Annotated in this window: 16 protein-coding genes; 9 read left to right on the forward strand and 7 right to left on the reverse strand. The window is 58.0% G+C overall.

Annotated elements, in window-relative coordinates:
- The first annotated feature begins 9 nt into the window (after positions 1–9).
- Genes tssM through B7L09_RS17930 form a run of 6 tightly spaced genes read left to right on the forward strand, consistent with a single transcriptional unit; the run spans position 10 to position 10,010 of the window.
- On the forward strand, positions 10–3,549 hold the full coding sequence (gene tssM, locus B7L09_RS17905; protein WP_094469963.1) for a type VI secretion system membrane subunit TssM: 3,540 nt from the start codon (positions 10–12) through the stop codon (positions 3,547–3,549).
- Entirely contained in the window at positions 3,549–4,277 is a 729-nt protein-coding gene (locus tag B7L09_RS17910; RefSeq protein ID WP_094469964.1) for a PP2C family protein-serine/threonine phosphatase, read from the forward strand. The genes tssM and B7L09_RS17910 overlap by 1 nt, the downstream gene beginning before the upstream one ends.
- Positions 4,274–5,275, forward strand: coding sequence for a serine/threonine-protein kinase (locus tag B7L09_RS17915; RefSeq protein ID WP_176457722.1), 1,002 nt, complete (start codon positions 4,274–4,276; stop codon positions 5,273–5,275). The genes B7L09_RS17910 and B7L09_RS17915 overlap by 4 nt, the downstream gene beginning before the upstream one ends.
- Positions 5,276–5,303: 28 nt before the next feature.
- Entirely contained in the window at positions 5,304–7,736 is a 2,433-nt protein-coding gene (gene tssI, locus B7L09_RS17920; RefSeq protein WP_094469965.1) for a type VI secretion system tip protein TssI/VgrG, read from the forward strand.
- 11 nt (positions 7,737–7,747) lie between these two features.
- Entirely contained in the window at positions 7,748–9,505 is a 1,758-nt protein-coding gene (locus B7L09_RS17925; RefSeq protein WP_081853979.1) for a peptidoglycan-binding domain-containing protein, read from the forward strand.
- 1 nt (position 9,506) lies between these two features.
- Complete coding sequence (locus B7L09_RS17930; protein ID WP_238547505.1) at positions 9,507–10,010, forward strand: hypothetical protein; 504 nt, start codon at positions 9,507–9,509, stop codon at positions 10,008–10,010.
- A gap of 147 nt (positions 10,011–10,157) precedes the next feature.
- Here B7L09_RS17930 and B7L09_RS17935 read toward each other — a convergent pair whose 3' ends face one another.
- On the reverse strand, positions 10,158–11,177 hold the full coding sequence (locus B7L09_RS17935) for a lysozyme inhibitor LprI family protein (protein WP_010465249.1): 1,020 nt from the start codon (positions 11,175–11,177) through the stop codon (positions 10,158–10,160).
- 177 nt (positions 11,178–11,354) lie between these two features.
- Positions 11,355–11,738 (reverse strand): DUF6124 family protein, encoded by a 384-nt coding sequence (locus tag B7L09_RS17940; protein WP_094469966.1) that lies wholly within the window; start codon positions 11,736–11,738, stop codon positions 11,355–11,357.
- 482 nt (positions 11,739–12,220) lie between these two features.
- Between B7L09_RS17940 and B7L09_RS17945 the strand changes: the two genes are divergently transcribed.
- From B7L09_RS17945 to B7L09_RS17955, 3 genes are all read left to right on the forward strand, one after another.
- Positions 12,221–12,610 (forward strand): hypothetical protein, encoded by a 390-nt coding sequence (locus B7L09_RS17945; protein WP_008030620.1) that lies wholly within the window; start codon positions 12,221–12,223, stop codon positions 12,608–12,610.
- Between the two features lie 154 nt (positions 12,611–12,764).
- Positions 12,765–14,069 (forward strand): NHL repeat-containing protein, encoded by a 1,305-nt coding sequence (locus tag B7L09_RS17950; protein WP_094469967.1) that lies wholly within the window; start codon positions 12,765–12,767, stop codon positions 14,067–14,069.
- Positions 14,070–14,380: 311 nt separating this feature from the next.
- Positions 14,381–15,745, forward strand: a complete 1,365-nt coding sequence (locus B7L09_RS17955) for a hypothetical protein (RefSeq protein ID WP_010465241.1) — start codon at positions 14,381–14,383, stop codon at positions 15,743–15,745.
- Positions 15,746–15,841: 96 nt separating this feature from the next.
- Here B7L09_RS17955 and B7L09_RS17960 read toward each other — a convergent pair whose 3' ends face one another.
- From B7L09_RS17960 to exbD, 5 genes are all read right to left on the reverse strand, one after another.
- Positions 15,842–17,242: an aminoacyl-tRNA deacylase and HDOD domain-containing protein gene (locus B7L09_RS17960; protein WP_094469968.1), complete on the reverse strand. Its 1,401-nt coding sequence runs from the start codon at positions 17,240–17,242 to the stop codon at positions 15,842–15,844.
- A gap of 78 nt (positions 17,243–17,320) precedes the next feature.
- Positions 17,321–19,396 carry an ATP-dependent DNA helicase RecG gene (recG, locus tag B7L09_RS17965; RefSeq protein WP_094469969.1) on the reverse strand — a complete coding sequence of 692 codons (2,076 nt, stop codon included), beginning with the start codon at positions 19,394–19,396 and terminating at the stop codon, positions 17,321–17,323.
- A 9-nt stretch (positions 19,397–19,405) separates the two neighbouring features.
- Entirely contained in the window at positions 19,406–20,335 is a 930-nt protein-coding gene (locus tag B7L09_RS17970; RefSeq protein ID WP_094469970.1) for a hydrogen peroxide-inducible genes activator, read from the reverse strand.
- Between the two features lie 280 nt (positions 20,336–20,615).
- Positions 20,616–21,365: an energy transducer TonB family protein gene (locus tag B7L09_RS17975; protein WP_094469971.1), complete on the reverse strand. Its 750-nt coding sequence runs from the start codon at positions 21,363–21,365 to the stop codon at positions 20,616–20,618.
- On the reverse strand, positions 21,362–21,764 hold a 403-nt coding region (exbD, locus tag B7L09_RS17980), incomplete at its 5' end, for a TonB system transport protein ExbD (protein WP_094469972.1). The genes exbD and B7L09_RS17975, both read right to left, overlap by 4 nt.

Here is a 21,764-nt window from a genome sequence, read left to right on the forward strand (position 1 = left end):
GGACGTGTGATGAAAAAGTTTTTCAAGAAAGTCGGCGCATTCTTGCGCAAGACCTGGGTCTGGACCTTGCTGGTGGTGCTGTTCCTCGCGCTGCTGGTGTGGTTCGTCGGGCCGCTGCTGGCCGTTGATGACTACAAGTTCTGGGAAGGATCGACCTCCCGTTTGTTGACCATCAGCGTGCTGTTCCTGATCTGGGGCCTGACCATGGTCTTCGTCAGCTGGCGCGCCGGTGTGCGCAAAAAAGCGGTCGAGGACACCGAAGACGGTCAGGATCGTATCCGCCGTGAAGAGCTGATCGACGAAGAACAGAAAGAGCTTCGCGTGCGCTTCAAGGATGCGTTGAAAACCCTGAAGACTTCGAGCCTGTATCGCGGTCGCAGCGAGCGCTGGCGCAGTGATTTGCCGTGGTACTTGCTGATCGGTCCGCAGGGCAGCGGCAAGACCAGCCTGCTGGACTTCTCGGGCCTTGAGTTTCCGATCAACAAGATCGACCGCAAACTGACCCGCGATACCCTCGGCACCCGTCATTGCGACTGGTATTTCGCCGACCACGGTGTGCTGATCGACACCGCCGGGCGTTACCTGACCCAGCCGGATGCCGAAGTCGATGGCAGCGCCTGGAGCACCTTGCTCGACCTGCTGCGCAAGCGTCGCCGCAACCGTCCGTTGAACGGCGTGCTGGTGACCATCCCGGTTGAATTACTGCTGGGCAACACCGAGCAGGACCTCGATACCCTGGCTCGCCAGGTGCGTGCGCGTCTGCAAGACGTGCATCAGAAACTGCACGTCGATGTGCCGGTTTATCTGGTGCTGAGCAAGGCCGACAAGCTGCTCGGTTTCGACGAGTTCTTCGATCAACTGACCCGCGAAGAAAGCGATCAGGTGCTCGGCACCAGCTTCCGCAAAGAGCAGAGCGGCACCGATGTCGCCGTCCTGCGCGCCGAGTTCGAAGAGCTGCTGCGTCGCCTGAACAGCCAGGTCATCATGCGCATGCACCAGGAGCGCGACACCCAGCGCCGAGGCCGCATCCTCGACTTCCCGCATCAGCTGGGGCAGATCGGCGAGCGCCTGTGCCTGTTCGTCGACATGGCGTTCACCGGCAACCGCTACCAGCGTGTCAGCCAATTGCGCGGTTTCTACCTGACCAGCGCGCCGCACCTGACTCAAGAGATGGACCAGACCACCGCCGGCATCGGCGCCAGTCTGGGCATGAGCGCCGGCATGTTGCCGACCTTGCGCAGTGGCCGTTCGCGGTTCATCCACCATTTGCTCAGCCGGGTGATCTTCCCCGAGGCCGATCTGGCCGGTCTGGACAAGCGCGAACGCAGCCGCATCCATTGGGGCCAACGTGCCCTGTACGTGGGCGCATTGGCGGCACTGGCGCTGTTCGGCATGCTGTGGGCGGGCGGGTTCTCCGCCAACTACGAGCGTCTGGAAAACCTGCGCAACCTGGCCACCAACTGGACTCAACAGCGCTCGGCCCTGACCGCGCGTGATGATTCCATGGCCGTGCTCAAGACCCTCGACACCAGCTATGCGGCGACCCAGGTCTTCCCGAAAAAAGGTGACGTGTCGTACCACGAGCGTGGCGGTCTGTACCAAGGTGAAGAGGTCAACCCGGTGGTCAAGGACGCCTACGAGCGTGAGCTCGAAGCGCAATTGCTGCCGAAGGTTGCGACGCTGCTGGAAGGGCAGATCCGCGCCAACATGAAGGACCGCGAACGCTTGCTCAACAGCCTGCGCGCGTACCTGATGCTGAACATGAAGGATCGTCGCGATGCGGCATGGCTCAAGGATTGGGTCGCCACTGACTGGTCCCAGCGTTACGCCGGCAACACCGCGGTGCAGAACGGTCTGAACACGCACTTCGAGCGTTTGCTCAAGCAGCCGTTTATCTACCCGCTGAACGATCAACTGGTGGCGCAGGCGCGTCAGGTATTGCGCAGCGAGTCGCTGGCCAACGTGGTTTACCGGATGCTGCGCGAGCAGGCCCGCAACCTGCCGGAATACCGTTTGAGCCAACACATGGGCCCGCAGGCTTCACTGTTTGTCGGCACCGACTACGTGATCCCGGGGTTCTACACCCAGCAGGGTTATCAGCAGTACTTCTCGGTTCAGGGTTCTGCGCTGGTCACCGACATCCTGCGTGACAACTGGGTACTGGGCGAAGGCTCGGGCATCAGCGGCATGGACTTGCGTCGTCTGATGGTCGAATTGGAGCAACTGTACTTCCGCGACTACGCCAACTTCTGGAGTGAGGCGGTCGGCCAGGTTGCCCTGCCACCGATCAACGATGCGGGCGAGGGCGCCGAGCAACTGGCGGGCCTGACGTCGGCCAATTCTCCGGTGCTGCAACTGCTGGTGGAAGTGCGCGAGAACACCCGGTTCCCGGCAGAAGCCGAACCGGCTGAGCAAGCGGCTGATGCCGCTGGAGCACTGGCCGATCAGAAAGGCAAACTGGGCAAGCTGGGCAAACTGGCGTCTGCCGCAGCAGACCAGGCCGCAGACATGACCGCGATGAAAAACCTGCCGGACACCGCGAAGAAATCCCTGCAACGTCGCTTCGAACCACTGCACCGTCTGCTGGATGACAACAACGGCCCGGCCGCCGATTTGACCCCGGCACTGACGGCGCTCAACGACCTGCAAATGCAACTGGCGAGTCTGGCGCGTGCCAGTTCCCCGGATCAGGCCGCGTTCGAAATGGCCAAGACCCGCATGAGCGGCCAGCGTGATGCGCTGAGCGCCCTGCGCAATGCCTCGAACCGTCTGCCACGTCCGGTCAGCGTGTGGTTCAACGTGTTGGCTGAAGACACCTGGCGTCTGGTGCTGAACGATTCCTACCAGTACCTGAACCAGCGTTATCAGAGCGAGCTGTACAGCTTCTACGGCAAGGCGATCAACAAGCGTTACCCGTTCAGCGCCCACAGCACCAGCGACGTTGCGATCAGCGATTTCCGCGAGTTCTTCAAGGCGCAGGGCATCAACGATCGCTTCTTCGAGACCTACATGCGTCCGTTCGTCAGTGGCGATCCAGGCAACTACCGCCTGCGCACCATCGACGGTCACAGCATGCCGATCTCCAAGGTCTACCTCGACCAGATGGCCGCGGCCCAAGTGATCCGCCAGAGCTTCTTCTCGGTCAACCCGGCCGAGCCGCAAGTGCAGTTCAAACTGGAGCCGTACACCCTCGACCCGGCCGTCAGCCGTTCCGAGTTCAAGTTTGGCGACAAGACCATCGAATACCGCCACGGCCCGATCGTGCCGGTGTCGTTCAAATGGCCGACCGACGCTGAAGACGGACGCACCAGCCTGGTCCTCGACAAAATGGCCGGACGCCCGATCGGTATTGAGAAGAACACTGGCCCATGGTCGCTGTTCCGTCTGTTCGACCTGATGCAGACCGAATACCTGAGCGGTCGCGACGTGCTGGTGCTGAAAGCTGACGTGGGTGGCCTGCGCGCCAATTACCTGCTCAGCAGCCAGCGCACGCCGAACCCGTTCGACATGGGCGTGCTGCGCACCTTCCGTATGCCGGTGCAGCTCTGATGCTGGTTGCCAGTCCCTGGCGCAGCGCTGCGCGTACCGATCCGGGCAAGGTTCGGGCGCGCAACGAAGATGCTTTCCTCGACTGTCCACAGCAGGGGCTGTGGGTGGTCGCGGACGGCATGGGCGGTCATCAGGGTGGCGACATCGCCAGCCAGTTGATCGTCGCCAGCCTGGCGGAATTGCCGGTGCAGGACGACTTCGACGAACGACTCAAAGGCATTCGCCAGTGCCTGCACTGGTTGAATCGCCGCCTGGGTCAGGAGTTGACCGTCACCGCCGGGCGCCATGACAGCATCATGGGCAGCACCGTGGTGGCGCTGCTGGTGGAAGGCAATCGCGCGGCCTGCATCTGGGCCGGCGACAGCCGCTGCTACCTGTGGCGTGGCCAGCGCTTGTATCAGCTGTCCAAGGACCATTCGCTGCAACAGCAACTGATCGACGAGCAAAACATGAGCGTCGAAGACGCCCGTGCGCATCCGTCGGCCCATGCCCTGACCCGTGCGGTCGGGGCCGCCGATGTGTTGACGCTGGACGTGCTCGAGCTCGAGGTTTACCCCGGCGATTCGTTTCTGTTGTGCAGCGACGGTTTGTACCAAGGGCTCAGCAGCGATGCCCTGGGCAATGCCCTGAGCCTGACCGCGCCGCACGTTGCTCTGGAGCGTCTGTTCGACGGCGCTTTGCGTGGCTCGGCCCGGGACAACCTGACTGCCGTGGTGATCCGACAATGACCCAACTCATGCCGCCGCTCGACGACCTGCTGGTGACCGACGAGGAAGCCAATAACCTGACTTACTTTGCGTTCGCAAAGCCGCACAAGGCGGAGCCCGCGCTGGCGCCTACCAAGGCCAGCATCGGCGAAATGCCCGACGTGCTCGCAGGCCGTTACCGCATCGAGCGTCTGCTCGGTGCCGGCGGCATGGGCGCGGTTTACCGCGCACGGGACTTGCTGAGCGAACAGTTCGGCGATCCCGACCCTTACATCGCGCTGAAAATCCTCAGCGAAGAATTTGCCGAATCGCCGGACGCCAGCGCCTTGCTCTACAGCGAGTTCGCCCTGACCCGACGCCTGCGCCACGACAACGTGCTGCGCTTCCACACCTTTGAAGTGGACACCGATTGCCAGCGCGCCTTCATCACCATGGAACTCATGCGTGGGCTAACCCTGGATAAATTACTCTGCGAGCGCCCCCTGGGCCTGCCGTGGAAAGAACTGCGCGAAATCGCGCTGCCGCTGCTCGACGCGCTGGCCTACGCCCACGCTCGCGGCGTGCTGCACGGTGACATGAAGCCGAGCAACGTGATGCTCAGCGAAGAAGGCGTGCGCCTGTTCGACTTCGGCCTCGGCCAGGCAGAGGAGGGCATCTTGCCCGGCCTGCCACACCTGAGTCGCGACCGTTTCAACGCCTGGACCCCGGGCTACGCCGCCCCGGAGCTGCTCGAAGGCCAACCGCTGTCGGCCAGTGCCGATGTGTACGGCGTGGCCTGCGTGCTCTACGAACTGGCGGGCGGCAAACACCCGTTCCGCCGCTTGTCGTCAGTCGAGGCCCGCGACGGCCAACTCGACCGCGAGCTGCACGCACCGCGCAATCTACCGAAACACTGCTGGCCAGCCCTGCGAACGGCGCTGGCTTTCGATGCGGCCAAGCGCACCATCACCGCCGCCCAATTGCGTGACGCCCTGGGCGCCACTTCGTCTTTGCTGCAACGCCTGCGACTGCGGGCGTAACGGATGACTACCGAACAGGGAGCAAGCAATGTTCAACCTCGCTAACGAAACACATTTCACTCTGACGGTTGAAGACTACGTCGGCGACCTGCAAGTGCTGTCGTTCACCGGCACCGAAGGCATCAGCCAGCCGTATCGCTTCGACCTCGAACTGGTCAGCGAAAACCCCGACCTGGACCTGGAAAAACTCCTGCACAAACAGGCGTTCCTGGCGTTCGATCCGCAGGGCTCCGGCATCCATGGCCAGATCTACCGTGTCGCCCAAGGCGATGCCGGCAAGCGCCTGACCCGCTACAAAGTCTCCCTGGTGCCGCAACTGCAATACCTGCATCACCGCACCAACCAGCGCATCTACCAGCAGATGTCCGCGCCGAAAATCATCGCGCTGATCCTCGACGAGCACGGCATCAAGGGCAACGCCTACAGCTTCCAGCTCAGCCAGCCCTACCCGGACCGCGACTACTGCGTGCAGTACGACGAAACCGACCTGCACTTCGTCCAGCGCCTGTGCGAAGAAGAAGGCATTCACTACCACTTCCAGCACAGCGCCAAAGGTCATCTGCTGGTCTTCGGCGACGACCAGACCGTGTTCCCGAAACTCGGGCAGCCAACGGCTTATGTGCAAGGCAGCGGCATGGTCGCCGACGAGCCCGTCATCAAAGGCTTCAAACTGCGCCTGGAAACCCGCACCGGCCGCGTCACGCGCCGCGACTACGACTTCGAAAAACCACGCCTGCAACTTGAAGCCGCGTACAAACCCGACGGCGAAAGCACCGAGCCCGACCTCGAAGACTACGACTACCCAGGCCGCTTCCTCGACCGCGCGCGCGGCAAATTCCTCAGCCAACGCGCCCTCGAACGCCACCGCGCCGACTATCAGCAAGCCGAAGGCAAAAGCGATCAGACCACCCTGGTCAGCGGCCACTTCCTGGAAATGTCCGACCACCCACGCACCGAGTGGAACGACCTCTGGCTGCTCACCGAAATCGTCCACGAAGGCAAACAACCGCAAGTCCTCGAAGAGTCGGTGACCAGCGACACCACCGACAACAAAGACGACTTCCACCAGGGCTACCGCAACCGCTTCCTCGCCACCCCATGGAACGTCTTCTACCGCCCTGCGCTGCAACACCCGAAACCGCGCGTGCTCGGCAGCCAAACCGCCATGGTCACCGGCCCCAAAGGCGAAGAAATCCACTGCGACCAATACGGTCGCATCAAAGTGCAATTCCACTGGGACCGCGAAGGGTTGGCGGATGACAAAACCAGCTGCTGGATGCGCGTCTCTTCGAGTTGGGCCGGGGATCGGTATGGCGCGATTGTCATTCCGCGCATCGGCATGGAAGTACTCGTCACCTTCCTCGAAGGCGACCCCGACCAACCGCTGGTGACCGGTTGCCTGTACCACAAGGAAAATCAGGTTCCCTACGAACTGCCGGCCAATAAAACCCGCACCGTGTTCAAAACCCTCAGCTCACCGGGGGGCGGTGGGTTCAATGAGCTGCGGATTGAGGACAAGAAGGGAGCCGAGCAGATCTTTATTCATGCCCAGCGGGATTGGGATGAAAACATTGAGCATGATCAGAAGATTCGTGTGGGCAATGAGCGGCATGACACGGTGGTCAAGAACACCTACACCGAACTCAAGGCTGAAGAGCATCGCACGACGATTGCTGATCGTAAGGTTGAAACGCGGCTGGATGATCACCTGACGATTGGGCAGAACCAGCATGTGAAGCTCGGGACTGCGCAGCTGACGAGTGTCGGGAAAGAGATTCATCTGAAGGCTGGGGCGAAGATTGTTATTGAGGCTAGTTCGGAGCTGACCATCAAGGGTAGTGGCAGCTTCATCAAACTGGATGCCAGTGGTGTGACTGTGGTTGGGCCGGTGGTGAAGATCAATGCCGGCGGTTCGGCGGGCAGTGGCACGGGGATTGGCATCAAGCCACCGCGTCTGCCGGGCGCTGCGGATTCAGACATCGCTGGTGCGGTACCGCCACAGGCGCTCGGCAATGCGCCAATGCCGCCACCGCCAGTCTGCAAGGAATGTCTGGCCCGGGCCAAACGTAACGCTCAAGCTCTAAAAGGAATTGCTGGACAGTCCTATATATTGGAAGTGGATGGCGTAACTTATAAAGGCACGACATCTGCTGATGGATTTGTAGATCAACCAGTTCCACATAATGCGAAGAAAGGAAAACTTACTTTTTATCCATTCGGCGCAGAGTCGCAGCCATGGCAATGGGAACTGGATTTAAGAGCACAGTCGGAAGCTTCGGATATCAAGGGGCTTCAATCACGACTTAAGAACCTTGGATTCTATGACGGAAAGATCGACGGGGAAAATGGCCCGAAAACAAAGTACGCCACCCGTTGCTTCCATCGCTCGTGTGAGTTAACGGATAAAGATTACCTCTCTGCCGGCGACTTTAAACGCTTGGAAGAGCAGCATATTGCATAATGGAGTAAGCAATGATTTATGGAAATTTTGATCTTCGGCGTGGAGATCATGATGGAAAACCGGCCCAGAATACACCTCCGCGTTGGGGGGGTAACGATAACCCTGTATTGACGCTAGTCAATGCAGAAACAGCGGCTGTATTTCTGGGGAGTGGGGCTGCGCTAGCTGTTCCCGAGCATGTCCGAAAGCTTCAGGAAGATCTAATTAGCTTAGGTTTCTCCGTACTCGGTAAACCTGGTGGGGATTTTGGAACCAGAACTGAATGGGCTGTTAGAGAGTTTCAGATATACGCGTCGATGAGTCAGGTCGCATGTGTTAGAGATGAGAAAAGAGGGCAGCTACTGTTAGATCCGGCTGGCTCCCCTGTAAAAGTAAATAATTTAGACGTTTACTATGATGGTTCAGCGGATATCGTTGCCAAGGCAGGGAAGTCTCCTACCGTGAGCGGTAGTACCGCGGGTCCTGTTAGTTATTATGTAGATGGTCTTAAGTCAGCAGCGAATGCTAGTAGATATACTGGGCCAATAAGTGGTGTGGTAAACGAAAAAACCAGAATCGCAATAGAACACTGGCTAGATAATGATTATAGATGCCCGGTTGTGTTCGAGGCTTGGACAATTACCCAAGAGGCTAGAGTAAATTTAGCTCCTTCAGGGTGTAATGTTTGGGCCCATGATAGCTTCACTGGTGGAGCTCCGAGAATTATGGTTAGGGATTTTAGTAATCACTTTTCTTTTCCAGAGGGACGAGATCAAACACAGTATCAGTCGGTAGGCTATTATCAATCTGGATCCTACGGCGGGCCGAATGCCACAAAAGGACATAGCTGGTCGCCTGAGACTGTCATGACCGTTCAAAATATTACGGGGGCAGCTGTAAATCCGGCACAAACAAATACCCCTTCATTATCTACATATCGGACCATCAGGGTGGTAGCTGAAGCAGAATGTTTCGGTCGGTTCGACGTTCTCAATGCTTGGGATAATGCTTTGATTTCTGCGGGGCCTTGCCATTGGACGATGGGGTTATACGACAATGGGGAGTACAAGAAAGGTGAGCTGGTAGGGTTTATTGCATATCTTAAGAATCAAAACATTGATGCTTTCAATAAGGTGTTTGGCGGGTTTGGTTTATATCCTAAGTATGATTGGGGTGATTCTAGGCTGTACAATGAAGACACTAGAACCTATGCAGGTTGGGTGAGGCTCGCAAACGATACGCATATTCCTTCGCAGCAGACGCACGCTGATAGTGAGTTTAATGACTTGCTTAAGTCTAAAGAAGAAGCGCACTATCTAAAGACTTGGCATTGGTTTTATCGAATGAGTATGGCAGGTCGTACTATTCCAAGCTACAGAGCCGCAATGTGGTCAATGGCAAAAACTAGACTGAAGGAAATGCTGAGTAGGGAGGTAAGTTTTCAAGTTGGGGGAACGACTGTGAATAGTACTCTAGGGAAAATTTATACTTCCGAGAAGTCAGTAGCAATACTTCTTCGATGGCATGTTTATCGACCTGCGCATGTGGTTTTTGACGGCAATGATAAGGTTTCACCTGTTCTTCAAAATACGATAACTGGCTCCACTGGAGTTAACTGGAGTCTTCCGGTGACCAGTTGGGGGGACGCTCATGAGTCGGCCTTGACCGCTAAATTACTGACAGCTCTTGCCTTGTTGAACGATACAATCACAGGCAGCATCGGTCATGGTGCTAGCGAAGCTCAAGGGGCTGTAAGAACTGGCCGAAATACATTTGTTCTGGAGAGTTGATATGAAATTCGCACTTGCACTGATGTTTCTTGCTCCAGTAGTTAGTGCTGCCCCAGTAGATGTTTGTTTCCCCAGGGACGGGGTTAAGTACTTTGTATCGCAGTGGTCCGAGGATGGTAGTTCAGTAGCCACTCTTTCAAGAGTAGATGGACCAAAATTTTCGGTGCAAGAAGGTCGGGTCGTATATGGCGAAGATTTAAATGGGGATGGAGTTAAGGATTCTATATTTGTTTCGTATGATAGTGCAGGGTCAAGTAAAGATTTAACATACAGTTTTTTAGTTCAGTGTCGTGGTTTTCTTAGGTCCGTCGGCGGAGATTATTTTGCGGATGTGAAGGTGCTTGATAGTTCAAGTGGGGATGGTTCGTTTAAAGATATACAGATTTTTTCCTACGATAGGGATAGTAGGGGTAATGTGAAGTACAAGGGAGACGAAGCTCTAACCACGCCTCATCTATGGCGTTTTAATCCAGAAACGAAGCAGTACGAAGGTGAGTCGAAATAGTTTAGAGCAAAAAGAAAAAATGGGACGAAGCAAAAAAGGGACGGATTTATTTGGAAAGTAGGTTTAGCTTTCGATAAATAAATCTGTCCCCTTTGTTGTCTGATATTAGATGGAAAAGGGGACAATACGTCCCCTTTCCTTTGGCGCCTACGGCATGTAGTCCAGCGGCGCCTTGCGCCAATCGAATTGTTCGGCATACCAGCGTTCAATCGGACCTGGCAAACGTCCTTTCCAGCCCGGCACGTTAGTGTAGTAGCGCACACGGTAGTTCTGCTTCTGATCGCTGACCAGCACCGCGACCCAAAGTTGAGCGTCGCGCCCACGCATGAGTAGTGCAGCGTTGGGAGGCGGAAGCCCCAATACTCGAATTTTGGCGACTTGAGCCCCCAGGTTGTCTGCGGCTGACTCGTCTACGTAGTAAAACGAGTCACTGGCATCCAGAATGGTTTGATAGTCATCCTTAAGCAATTGCCGAGCTGCGTCGTCTTCTTCTTGCGTGCGGACTAGTCCCAGGGACAGCAGGTCATAGTTCATACTTAGTGGCTGTTCGGATGCGACATAACGTCCACCGAAGGATGCGTCAGTTCCTCGGCATTCACCCACTTGGATGACGTAAAGGAGGCCGGTGCTTGGTGTCATCAGTAACGTGCAATCTTCGCTGCGATAAATACCTTGGGAGCCTTCCAGGTTGAACGTATCAGTCAACGTTCCTGAGCCCATTTTATTAGCCGCTTTTACTGTGAAATCGAATTTTGGCGCGCGCCCGCTTATCTTCCATTCGGCGCTGTCGAATCGCCCATCAGGGATACGTCGCCAAGTCCCTTTCCAGTTGAAAGGTTTGCCTGCGTGTTGGAGCGCTACAATCCGCGTCAAATAACTGTGTCGCAAGCAATGAAAGTCGGTAGCGCAGTGGTCGCGGTGTTCAATCCATTCGCGTTGATCAGCCTTCAGTGTCACCGTGTCCTTCACTGTCGCCTTTGCCGTTTTCCATGCCTGCCCCAATTTACTATCCAGTCCAAGCGTGTATGGGTCAGTACAGATTGCTTTTTCTGTAGGTGTAGCGGCATTGGCGCAGTCGAAACTGTTGGCGGCAGCAACTGTGGTAAAGGCCATACTGGCCAGCATCATGGCGTGGATAATGGTAGAGCGCGGTAAGGCAAAGGGCATCTGGAGAGTCCATTCTGAAAGTGCGGCACTTGTATGCGTAGATGTATGGTGATACAAGCCCGGTGGCTGGCTCGACTTGGTGGCCGATCAGGCCAGCAACTTGAAGTCTTCTGAAAAGAACGTGTAACTGCAAAACGATAAAAGGGCGGCTCTGAAAGAGCCGCCCTTTTTCGTGCGCTACACCTTGGTCCGATGCTCCGCCGGATTCGGCGAATCAATGTGGTCCAGCGCTCGCTCCACCAACAACCGAACCCCATCCGCCAATCTGCTAAGCGCCAAGGCTAGGGAACGTCGTGCACCGTCCACGTCGTCGGCCAGGTTGGCGGCGATGGCGCTGATGGACAGCAGGTCTTCCGAGGCGTTGGCCAGGAGGGCTTCGGTGTCGATGTCGGGGGAGACGGCGAAGAGGTTGCCTTTGCGAGGCTTGGGTTTATCGCCGGGTGGTGGGGCGAAATGGTGGTTGAGGGCGCGTTCGGCGGCTTCGTGGAGTTTCTTCGAATCGAGGGATTCGTAGGGGGATGTGGCTTCGTTTTGTGGTGGATTGGGTGTTGGCTTGATCATAAGTGTTATCCCGTAATTATGGAGCCGACACCGTTTCGCTTGCACTTCGAAAGAGGTGGCAGCTGTGCATAGGTGTGCAAGACCGGCGGGATACCCGGCAGACCCGAAGGTCTCCCATACACAACTGCCATAACGGTTCGCGAGCATAGGAAAATGCTCGATGAATTGCCATAACCATTGTGTATCCCGCCGGACTTGCACGTCCGTGTCACCGATTTTGCGGCGACGAACAAAGCCTATCGATGAAGCCAAACCCTGCCTAGTTCACGAACAGCACCACGTGTTGAAGGAAATATCCGATGGCGTCGAGCGTAGAAACATCAAAATCTTCACGCTTTTAAACACCCTCGTTTCGTCAATGACTTGGTAGTCATCAGCGTCAAAAACCACCGTATCTTCTTCTATCGCTGCACAACAGTGGCGTTCTCGCTTGAAGCCGCTACACTGCGCCGGCCGTTCACTTTTCTCTTGAGGCTGTGCGCATGAAATTTCGTTTTCTACTGTGGATGCTGGGTTTGTTGATGGGTAAGGCCAGTCGGACTAATCCTGCGTTTCAGCAGCAGTTGGGTGACAAGGAATTGGTGTTCCAGCTACAGACCCTGGACGGGAAAGTGGCGCGGCATTTCTTTGTGAAGGATCAGCGCATTACCAGCAAATCGGGCGTGTATGCCGAGCCGGCGTTTGCGATTGCGTTTAAAGATGCGGCCTACGGCTTCGCCACGATGCAGGCGAAGAACAAGCAACTGGCGTTCATGACGGGGATTCAGGACAAGTCGATCCAGATCAAGGGCAACCCGGCGCTGGTGATCTGGTTTCAGGGGTTGACCAAGTATTTGAAGCCGCGCAAGGCTAAGGCTAAAGCCAAGGTATGAAGTCTTTTAGGTAGACCGGGTTGGATTCATCACGAGCAGGCTCGCTCCCACAAGGGGTTGTGGTGATTCAGGTGGATCGGTAGGGTGACCGTGAATGCTCTACTCGGGGAGGGAGGTCCATAGCGGATTCCACTCACCTTGATGGAGCAAGATCATGAACCAGCTGAAACCAGCCAACTCAGGAAGCCTCGATCCGACATTTAACGGTTCTGGTGTTTTGGACTTTCCGCTCTCTGAAGTGTACGGATTCCCCGATGCGGTTCTCCCATTGGATGACAACAAAACGCTTGTTGCCATGAGGCCTACAGCGTTCAACGTTCCGGTCATAGTTGCGCGGCTGAATGAAGACGGGACGCTGGATCGCTCATTTGGCACTGCGCAGCGTGGCTTTGTTGAAGTGCCTTTCGAAGATAGTGACATCTATGTATTCGGGCTCACGCCTCTGGCTAATGGTGGGTGGCTGATCGTTGGCCAATACATATCGTTCAGCGGTGGCGGTTTGCTCATCGTGCGGCAGTTTCAGGATGGCCGACTGGATACGTCCTTGAATGGCGATGGAAAACTCTTCATTCCTTATGATGATTTGGGTAGTCCCCAGCACAGTGGGGTGACGCTGGAGGTTGCTGGCCGCCATGGCGAAAAGACGTCGGCAGGACGCTCCCGGGTCTCTGGCAACAGCGGAGTCTCTGTGGTTGAGCAGTCGGATGGCAAGATCGTGCTGGTCAGTTCCGTTATCAACACTTCCGGAAAACCGAAGGGAATTGTGCTGCGGCGTAATTCAGACGGCTCGCCCGATCTGACGTTTGCCGGGACTGGCTTCGCGATTGTCGAACTCCCAGGTGTCGAGCATGAATGGAGCGGTGCCGAAGGTGTTGCGGTTCAGGCGGACGGCCAGATATTGGTGACTGGCATGTACGTGAAACAGGACGAATCCATGGGAGCCTTCGTAACTTGCTTCAACTCACTGGGACAAGTAGACCGCACGTTTAATGGCGGCCTTGCGGTGACCATTCCGAGTCCTCGCTGGATGATGTTGAGCGCCATCACGGTTAGAGAAAGTGACGGCAGGATTGTTGCGGTGGGGAATTCGCGAGGGAAGGACGTTCAAAACGGGGTGATCGTCGTTTTAAACAAGAGTGGGTCCTACAATCTTCCTTTTAACAACGGACGGGCCCTTTTTTCTGAGTTGGTGCCGCAGGGGCAGGATTGGGCGCGCTGTGCGTTGCACGCCAATGGATCAATCAGTGTCACCGGAAGCACCGGGCAAGGCTTCGTCTCTGAGGAGATGGCAGTGGTGACGGCGCGTTATCTTTCTGACGGCTCATTGGACATGACATTCAATGCCGGTAAAGGCTTTGCTGTTTTTGACGGTGAGAAAGGGTTTGAGCACGCTTTGGACATGGCATTAATGGCTGATGGACGCATTGTTATTTGCGAAGGTATGAAGTCTTTTAGGTAGACCGGGTTGGATTCATCACGAGCAGGCTCGCTCCCACAAGGGGTTGTGGTGATTCAGGTGGATCGGCGGGGGATTCTTCGCGGGCAAGCCCGCTCCCTCAGGGATTGCGTAGATCCTGTGGGAGCGTGGCTTGCCCGCGATGCTTTTAGGCCTGGCTGAATTGCGACACATTGGCTCCGTGCGTCATAAGAGTGTCTCTCAAAGACAGCAATACTGTTATTTATGACAGGTGTTTGAGGGTGCCACTGACTGCTCTACTGATGTGAGAAGTCCATTAAGGACCTTCACTCAAATATTGGTAGGGCAAAATCATGAATCAGCGACAAGTAAAGAAAAGCGCGGGGAGTCTAGACCCGGAGTTTGGTGATCAAGGTTCAATAACTGTGCCGATTGGCACTACCGGGGCCATTTCGTCGGCCATTCTCGCACTACCTGAGGGCAAGTTGCTTATTGCCGTCGAACCATACGTGGGAGAGCGCTCGTTTACAGTAGCGCGTCTAAATGAGAATGGAGCGCTTGACACTACATTTGGCGTTGAACAAAACGGCGTGGTGCGCGTGATCTTCGAGGATACCTATGTGTATCCCATATTCGGGCTCATTCCTTTATCTGATGGGGGATGGGTGACTTACGGCCAATACACCTCAAAAAATTCTGACGGATTGGCGTTTGTACGGCAGCGCCAGGATGGCACTCTGGAAGAGTCGTTCGGTGCTCGTGGTGGGCGTTTCATTCCTTACAACGAAATTGGCAATCCCGAGCAGTTGAGGGTGAAGGCGGATATTTTGCATCGGGATGGCGAGAAGGGGGCCGAAGTGGAACCTCAGCGGGCGGGCAATTCCGGCTACTCCGCAGTTGCACAGTCAAACGGTAAAATCTTCTTTGCTGCTAGCATTTCGCCTGGCCCCGGTATTTCGAAAGGGCTTGTACTAAGACTTAATTCAGACGGCACTACCGATAAAACTTTTAATGGTGTTGGCTCCGCAATCGTTGAGCTTCCAGGCGTGGCGCATAATCGGAATCAGGTCGACGCTATTGCCGTGCAGGTAGATGGAAAAGTATTGGTCTCTGGTTACTACGCCAATGATTCGGATAACTCCAGAGGCGGGTATGTCTTGCGGTTCGACGCCGAGGGTCAGGTGGATGCCAGCTTTAATGAAGGTGTTCCGGTAACCATTTCTGATCCCGCTTATCGATTGTTTTTTATGAATGCAATCTCTGTTAGAGAAAGTGATGGGGGGATCGTTGCGGTTGGTGATGTGCGGCGTGGCAGTTTGCGATACGGGATGATCGTCGTCCTGAACTCCAGCGGATCTTTCAATCGGGTCTTTAACAGGGGAATGCCGTTATATTCGGACATGCTGCCTGAAGGTCTGGCTTGGAATCGATGTTCCTGGCAGGCAAACGGAGCGATTGTAGTCGCCGGCAACCGCGGTGATGGCTCTGTTTGGGAGCAATTGGTAGGGGTGACTGCGCGGTATCTCTCTGACGGCACCCTGGATCCGACGTTTAATCTTCGGGGCTGGGTCGTTTTCGACCTTGAGTATGTTTATGAATCCGTACAGGACATGGCGATCATGGCGGATGGCCGAATCGTACTGTGTGGCCACCTCTGGCGCGACTCCACCCCGTGGCATAAGCGTTTTGGCGGGTTTGTTGCGCGCTACTTGGTTTGAGAAGCTCAGATAGACCGAGTTGGATTCTTCGCGGGCAAGCCCGCTCCCTCAGGGATTGCGTAGATCCTGTGGGAGCGTGGCTTGCCCGCGATGCTTTTAGGCCTGGCTGAATTGCGACGCGAGTTCGCGCAGCAGGACTTCGGCTTCAAGCACTTTGGTGACCACGTCGTTGGCTTTGTCGCGGCTCAGGCCGACGCGCTCCAGCAGGGCTTCGGGGATGTCTTCATCCGGGCCGGAACCGATGCCGCGTCCACGCAGCAAACGCACGGCCAGGCAGACGAGGTTCGGGTATTCCGCGTAGTCGCCGTCGTAGTGCGGGTCGTGCTGGAAGCGCAGCGCGGTGGCCAGCTCGTCCGGCATGTCCCAATAGCGCATCAACCAGGCGCCGATCTGCTCGCGGCTGATGCCCAGCAAGTGTTGCTCGACATAGCTGTGGCACAGGTGCGGGTTGACCTCGAGGTGACGGCAGATCAGCGAAAAGTGCGGTGGNAACACNTGGGCCAGCAGCAGATAACCGAAGTTGTGCAGCAAGCCGGCCAGGTAAGTCAGGCCGGCTTCCGGGCGCTGGGCGCGGGGCATGGCGCGGGTCAGGCCTTCGATTACGGCGGCGGTGTAGATCGACTGGTGCCAGTACGGCGTGGCCTGGTGCGGGTGGTCTTTCGGCAGGCTCAGGGTTTTGCCCAAGGCCAGGCCCAGTGCCAGGTTGATCACCAGATCAAAGCCGAGCACGCGCACAATGGCGTCTTCCACTGAACGAATCTTGCCCGGCGAGGCATAGTACGGCGACGCGGCCCAGCTCACGACTTGCGCGGCCAGCGCCGGGTCGGTTTCGACGACGCCGGTGATGTCGTCGATGGTGGCGTTGGGGTCGACACGTAGCTTGATAATCTTCTGCGCCGTGTCGGCGAGGGGTGGAATCTCGATAGTTGCTTCCAGGCGCTGCTGGATTCGGCGAGCGGTGAAGGCCTGCATCGCCTGGGTGATTTCCTCGCGGTCATCATTGGGGCGGTCGAGGTTGGGGCGGATGTTACTCAACGGTTCGCCGAAGTTGGCGGCGCTGGCCTTTGTCAGCATGCTCTTGAAATCTTCGCTGGTGATTTCCAGCAGCAGGCCCGGCTCGCCCGAGTTGATCAGCAACTTCGGTTCGCGCAGCAGGCTTTCTTCGTACAGGCACGGCGAACTGGTCAGCGCCGGCAGGCCGGGCAACAGGCTCAAGCTGTGCTTACCAAGCATTTTCACCAGGCGTTCGGTGGGCACGGCGGTGAGGCGGCGGCCGGTCAGTTCGGCGAGACGGTTGAGGTCAAGCAACTGGCTTTGCGGGAACAACACCATGAGCGCGCCGACGGCGTCTTCCACCAGCACCGCCTGCACTTTGCGCGAGGCGTTGAGGCCGTGGTGATCGAGCATTTCTTCGTAGGCAATGCCCAATTTGCCCAGCAGCAGCCGAATAACAGACGGAGCGTGCAGGGGTTCCGGGGCGAGGGCAGCTTCAGTCATGGTCTGTATCCGTATTCAAACAATTGCAGGAGTATAACCAGCTTGTTTAAAAGCATCGTCCACAAACTGCGACGGTGCTCACACTTGGCCGTATTGCTGCCCATGGCGCAGCCAGCGGTCTAGCAGTGGGCTGACGTTATCCGGCCAGCGCTCAAGCAGCGCTTGCGCCGCATCACGCACGGCGGGCAAGAGGTCGGCGTCGCGCATCAGGTCGGCGACCTTGAATTGCAGCAGGCCGGTCTGGCGGGTGCCGAGCATTTCGCCGGGGCCGCGCAGTTCAAGGTCTTTTTCGGCGATGATAAAACCGTCGTTGGTTTCGCGCATGATGCCCAGGCGCTGACGGCCGATCTGTGACAGCGGCGGGTGGTAGAGCAGCACGCAATGGCTGGCGGCGCTGCCTCGACCGACACGGCCGCGTAACTGGTGCAGTTGGGCGAGNCCCAGGCGCTCGGGGTTTTCGATAATCATCAGGCTGGCGTTGGGCACGTCCACACCGACCTCGATCACGGTGGTGGCCACCAGCAGTTGCAGGTTGCCGGCCTTGAATTCGGCCATCACGGCGGCTTTTTCCGCAGGCTTCATGCGGCCGTGGATCAGCCCGACCTTGAGCTCGCCCAAGGCACTGGTGAGGTCTTCATAGGTGGTTTCGGCGGCCTGGCAGGTCAGTTCTTCGGACTCTTCAATCAGCGTGCACACCCAGTAGGCCTGACGCCCTTCGGCGCAGGCGCCGCGCACGCGCTCAATCACTTCCACACGCCGCGTGTCGGTGACCAGCACGGTGTTGACCGGGGTTCGGCCGGGCGGCAATTCGTCGAGGATCGAAGTGTCGAGGTCGGCGTAGGCGCTCATGGCCAGCGTCCGCGGAATCGGCGTGGCGGTCATGATCAGTTGGTGCGGGTTCATGCGCCCACCCACACCTTTCTGGCGCAATGCCAGGCGCTGCTGCACGCCGAAACGATGCTGTTCGTCGATAATCACCAGTGCGAGGTTCTTGAACTGCACTTCGTCCTGGAACAACGCGTGGGTGCCCACCACCATCGGTGCACCACCGGCGATCTGTTCCAGTGCCGCCGCGCGGACCTTGCCCTTGAGCTTGCCCGCCAGCCACGCCACTTCCAGGCCCAGCGGTTCGAGCCAGCGCTTGAAGGTGATGAAATGTTGTTCGGCGAGGATCTCGGTGGGCGCCATCAGCGCCACTTGGTAACCGGCTTCCAATGCTTGCAAGGCGGCGAGGGCGGCGACCACGGTCTTGCCCGCGCCCACATCGCCCTGGATCAGCCGCAGCATCGGTTCGTGCTGGCTGAGGTCATAGGCAATTTCATTGCCCACACGTTGCTGGGCGCCCGTTGGCGCAAAGCCGAGGTTGGCCAGGTATTGCGCCGGCAGGCGCGTGGCTTTCGGCATCGCTGGCGCGCGCAGGGAACGCATGCTTTCGCGCAGGCGCTGCTGAGACAGTTGATGGGTCAGCAGTTCTTCGAAGGCCAGGCGGTGTTGTGCCCAATGATGACCGAGCGCGAGTTCGTCGACATCGGCATCGGCTGGCGGGTTGTGCAGGTAGCGAATCGCATCGTCCAGCGGCGCCAGTTGATAGTCGCGGGCCAGTTCCAGAGGCAGCCAGTCGGGCAGGCTTTTCGGGCCGAGCAGGGTCAGGGTCTGCATGCACAGTTGGCGCAGGCGTTGCTGTGTCAGGCCTTCGGTCAGCGGGTAGATCGGCGTGAGCGTGGTATCGACCGGAGGCGGCTCGTCGCCGGTGATAGCGCGGTACTCCGGGTGATAGATTTCCAGGCCCGAGGCGCCAGGCCGGGCTTCACCGTAACAGCGAATCCGTGTGCCGCGTTTGAGGCCTTCTTTCTGGGCGTTGCTGAAATGGTAAAAGCGCAGGCTGAGCCCGCCGGTGCCGTCCTGCAGACGCACGACGAGGCTGCGGCGACGCCCCATGACCACGTCGGCGCCGCTGACGGTGCCTTCGATCACGGCGTCTTGCCCAGGTCGCAAATGGCCGATGGGCACCACACGTGTGCGGTCCTGATAACGCAGGGGCAGGTGAAACAGCACGTCCTGGAGGTTCTCCAGGCCGACCTTGGCCAACTTCTCGGCCATGGCTTCACCGACACCCTTGAGTGCCGTGACCGACACTTGCGACAACTCGGTCATGACAGCAACTTACGCTGCAACCACCGGCACCGGCGGCTTGGCCACCGAGCACAGGCGAATCGAGTCGGCGAGGATCTCAATGGCCTTGGGCCGCGGGAAGCTGGCACGCCAGGCAATGGCCACGGTACGGAACGGCACGGGCGGCGTGAGCGGGCGCACAGCGATCACGCCAGGGGCGTAGTGATGGCTGTCCACTGCCGACAGCGGCAGGATCGAGATGCCCAGGCCGGAAGCCACCATGTGCCGAATGGTTTCCAGGGAGCTGGATTCCACGGTGGTGTGCTTGGCGCCGTCGTTGCCCTTGGTCAGGGTCGGGCAGGCTTCCAGTACCTGGTCGCGGAAGCAGTGGCCTTCACCGAGCAGCAGCAAGCTCTTGTCGTTGAGCAGGCCGGCGTCGATGGTGTCTTTCTGTGTCCACGGGTGTGAGGCCGGCATCAATACATAGAACGGCTCGTCGTAGAGCGGCAGGGTCAACACGTCTGCCTCGTTGAACGGCAGGGCGATGATGATCGCGTCCAGCTCGCCGTTGCGCAGTTTGTCGCGCAGTACGTGAGTGAAGTTTTCTTCGATATACAGCGGCATCTGCGGCGCAACGCGGTGCAGTTGCGGGATCAGGTGCGGGAACAGGTACGGGCCGACGGTATAGATNGCGCCGACTTTCAGCGGAGCGGTCAGCTGGTTTTTGCCAGCCTGGGCCAGTTCACGAATGCCTTGGGCCTGCTCCAGCACTTTCTGCGCCTGGGCAACGATGCCTTCGCCGACCGGGGTCAGGCGCACGGCACTCTTGCTGCGCTCAAAAATCAGCACACCGAGTTCGTCTTCAAGCTTTTTCACGCCCACCGACAGCGTCGGCTGGCTGACATGGCAACGCTCGGCCGCATGGCCGAAGTGCTGTTCTTGGGCGAGGGTCACGATGTAGCGTAATTCTGTAAGAGTCATAGCGGGCGTCCATGAAGTTGCGCGCCAAGCATACCGGCTGCAATCGATAGACGCACGTTATCAGACTGAGTGTGCTGAGTGACACTGGGTAATGCCGGTTTGCCGCTGGCGGATATGCAAAAGGCACCTTTCGGTGCCTTTATGGCTGGAGTCTTCCGGCTGGTGGATAACCTTGTGGGAGCGGGCTTGCTCGCGAATAGGGTGTGTCAGTCAAAGTTGATGGCGACTGTCACACCGCTTTCGCGAGCAAGCTCGCTCCCACATTGGGTTTGCGTTGTGTTTAGCGGCGGCGTTTTTCCAGTGAGTAGAGGAACGGCGCCGTGATTTCAATCGTGCCATTGGTCAGCATGTCGGCCGGTGGCTTGGGCAGCGGTTGGGCGAGGCGGATCATTTCCAGGGTGGCCCGGTCCAGATCGGCAACGCCTGAACGGCCCACCAGTTCGTACGACAACACATTACCTTCGCCATCAACGATGAAGCGCAGGCGGTTGGTGCCTTGCTTGCCCCGATTCTGTGCGCTCGCCGGGTACTTTTTGTACTTGCCCAAGTGCGCAAGCAAAGTGCCTTCCCAGCTGGCCTTGGCCGCCTGTTGCGCCGGCGATGGACCCGGTGCCGGTTGCGCGGACTTCTCCGTCGGTGCCTGGGTCGGTTGCGCGTCGCTAGGCTTCTCCTCGGACGGCTTCTCCTTCGGCGGCTCCGGTTTTTTCTCCACAGGCTTGGGCGGTTGCGGCTTCGGCTTGGGTTTGACCGGCTTCGGCACAACGATCTCGGCCTTCGGCACTTCGGCCAGTTTCGGGATCGGCAGTTCTTCTACCGGGGCCGGTGGCTGTGGCGGCGTTATCACCTTCGGCGGTGCTGGCGGTGGCGGGGCCGGAACCGGTGCCAACTCGACCATCATCGCCTGCGGAGGCAGCTCGATCGGTGGGCGCGACGTCCAGTTCAGCGCCAGCGCAATGGCCAGTGCATGGACGCCCAGCACCACGGCCAGGCTCGCGCTATAACGCGTCAGCTTGTGGCGCGTCGTGATCATTTCTTGGCTGCCGTCTCAAGTCCGACCAGGCCTACCTTGAGGTAGCCGGCTGCCCGCAGGGCATCCATCACGCTCATCAGGTCGCCGTAGTCCACGCCCTTGTCGGCCTGGAAGAATATCGTCGTGTCTTTCTTGCCTTGGGTCCTGGCGTCGAGGGTGGCGCCGAGTGCTTCGGCCTTCACTTCTTCTTCGCCGAGGTACAGGCGCTGGTCAGCCTTGACGCTGAGGAAAATCGGTTTTTCCGGCCGCGGCGCAGGTTTTGCGCTGGACGCGGGCAGGTCGACCTTGATGTCCACGGTGGCCAGCGGTGCCGCCACCATGAAGATGATCAGCAGCACCAGCATCACGTCGATAAACGGCGTGACGTTGATTTCGTGGTTCTCGACGAGTTCGTCGTCT

This window comes from Pseudomonas mandelii (assembly GCF_002251635.1).
Taxonomy (GTDB): Bacteria; Pseudomonadota; Gammaproteobacteria; order Pseudomonadales; family Pseudomonadaceae; genus Aquipseudomonas; species Aquipseudomonas mandelii_B.

What these genes read in the sequence shown, in the direction of transcription:
- tssM (WP_094469963.1), top strand. Translation starts at nt 10, where the DNA reads ATGAAAAAGTTTTTCAAGAAAGTCGGCGCATTCTTGCGCAAGACCTGG.
- B7L09_RS17910 (WP_094469964.1), top strand. Translation starts at nt 3,549, where the DNA reads ATGCTGGTTGCCAGTCCCTGGCGCAGCGCTGCGCGTACCGATCCGGGC.
- B7L09_RS17915 (WP_176457722.1), top strand. Translation starts at nt 4,274, where the DNA reads ATGACCCAACTCATGCCGCCGCTCGACGACCTGCTGGTGACCGACGAG.
- tssI (WP_094469965.1), top strand. Translation starts at nt 5,304, where the DNA reads ATGTTCAACCTCGCTAACGAAACACATTTCACTCTGACGGTTGAAGAC.
- B7L09_RS17925 (WP_081853979.1), top strand. Translation starts at nt 7,748, where the DNA reads ATGATTTATGGAAATTTTGATCTTCGGCGTGGAGATCATGATGGAAAA.
- B7L09_RS17930 (WP_238547505.1), top strand. Translation starts at nt 9,507, where the DNA reads ATGAAATTCGCACTTGCACTGATGTTTCTTGCTCCAGTAGTTAGTGCT.
- B7L09_RS17935 (WP_010465249.1), bottom strand. Translation starts at nt 11,177, where the DNA reads ATGCCCTTTGCCTTACCGCGCTCTACCATTATCCACGCCATGATGCTG.
- B7L09_RS17940 (WP_094469966.1), bottom strand. Translation starts at nt 11,738, where the DNA reads ATGATCAAGCCAACACCCAATCCACCACAAAACGAAGCCACATCCCCC.
- B7L09_RS17945 (WP_008030620.1), top strand. Translation starts at nt 12,221, where the DNA reads ATGAAATTTCGTTTTCTACTGTGGATGCTGGGTTTGTTGATGGGTAAG.
- B7L09_RS17950 (WP_094469967.1), top strand. Translation starts at nt 12,765, where the DNA reads ATGAACCAGCTGAAACCAGCCAACTCAGGAAGCCTCGATCCGACATTT.
- B7L09_RS17955 (WP_010465241.1), top strand. Translation starts at nt 14,381, where the DNA reads ATGAATCAGCGACAAGTAAAGAAAAGCGCGGGGAGTCTAGACCCGGAG.
- B7L09_RS17975 (WP_094469971.1), bottom strand. Translation starts at nt 21,365, where the DNA reads ATGATCACGACGCGCCACAAGCTGACGCGTTATAGCGCGAGCCTGGCC.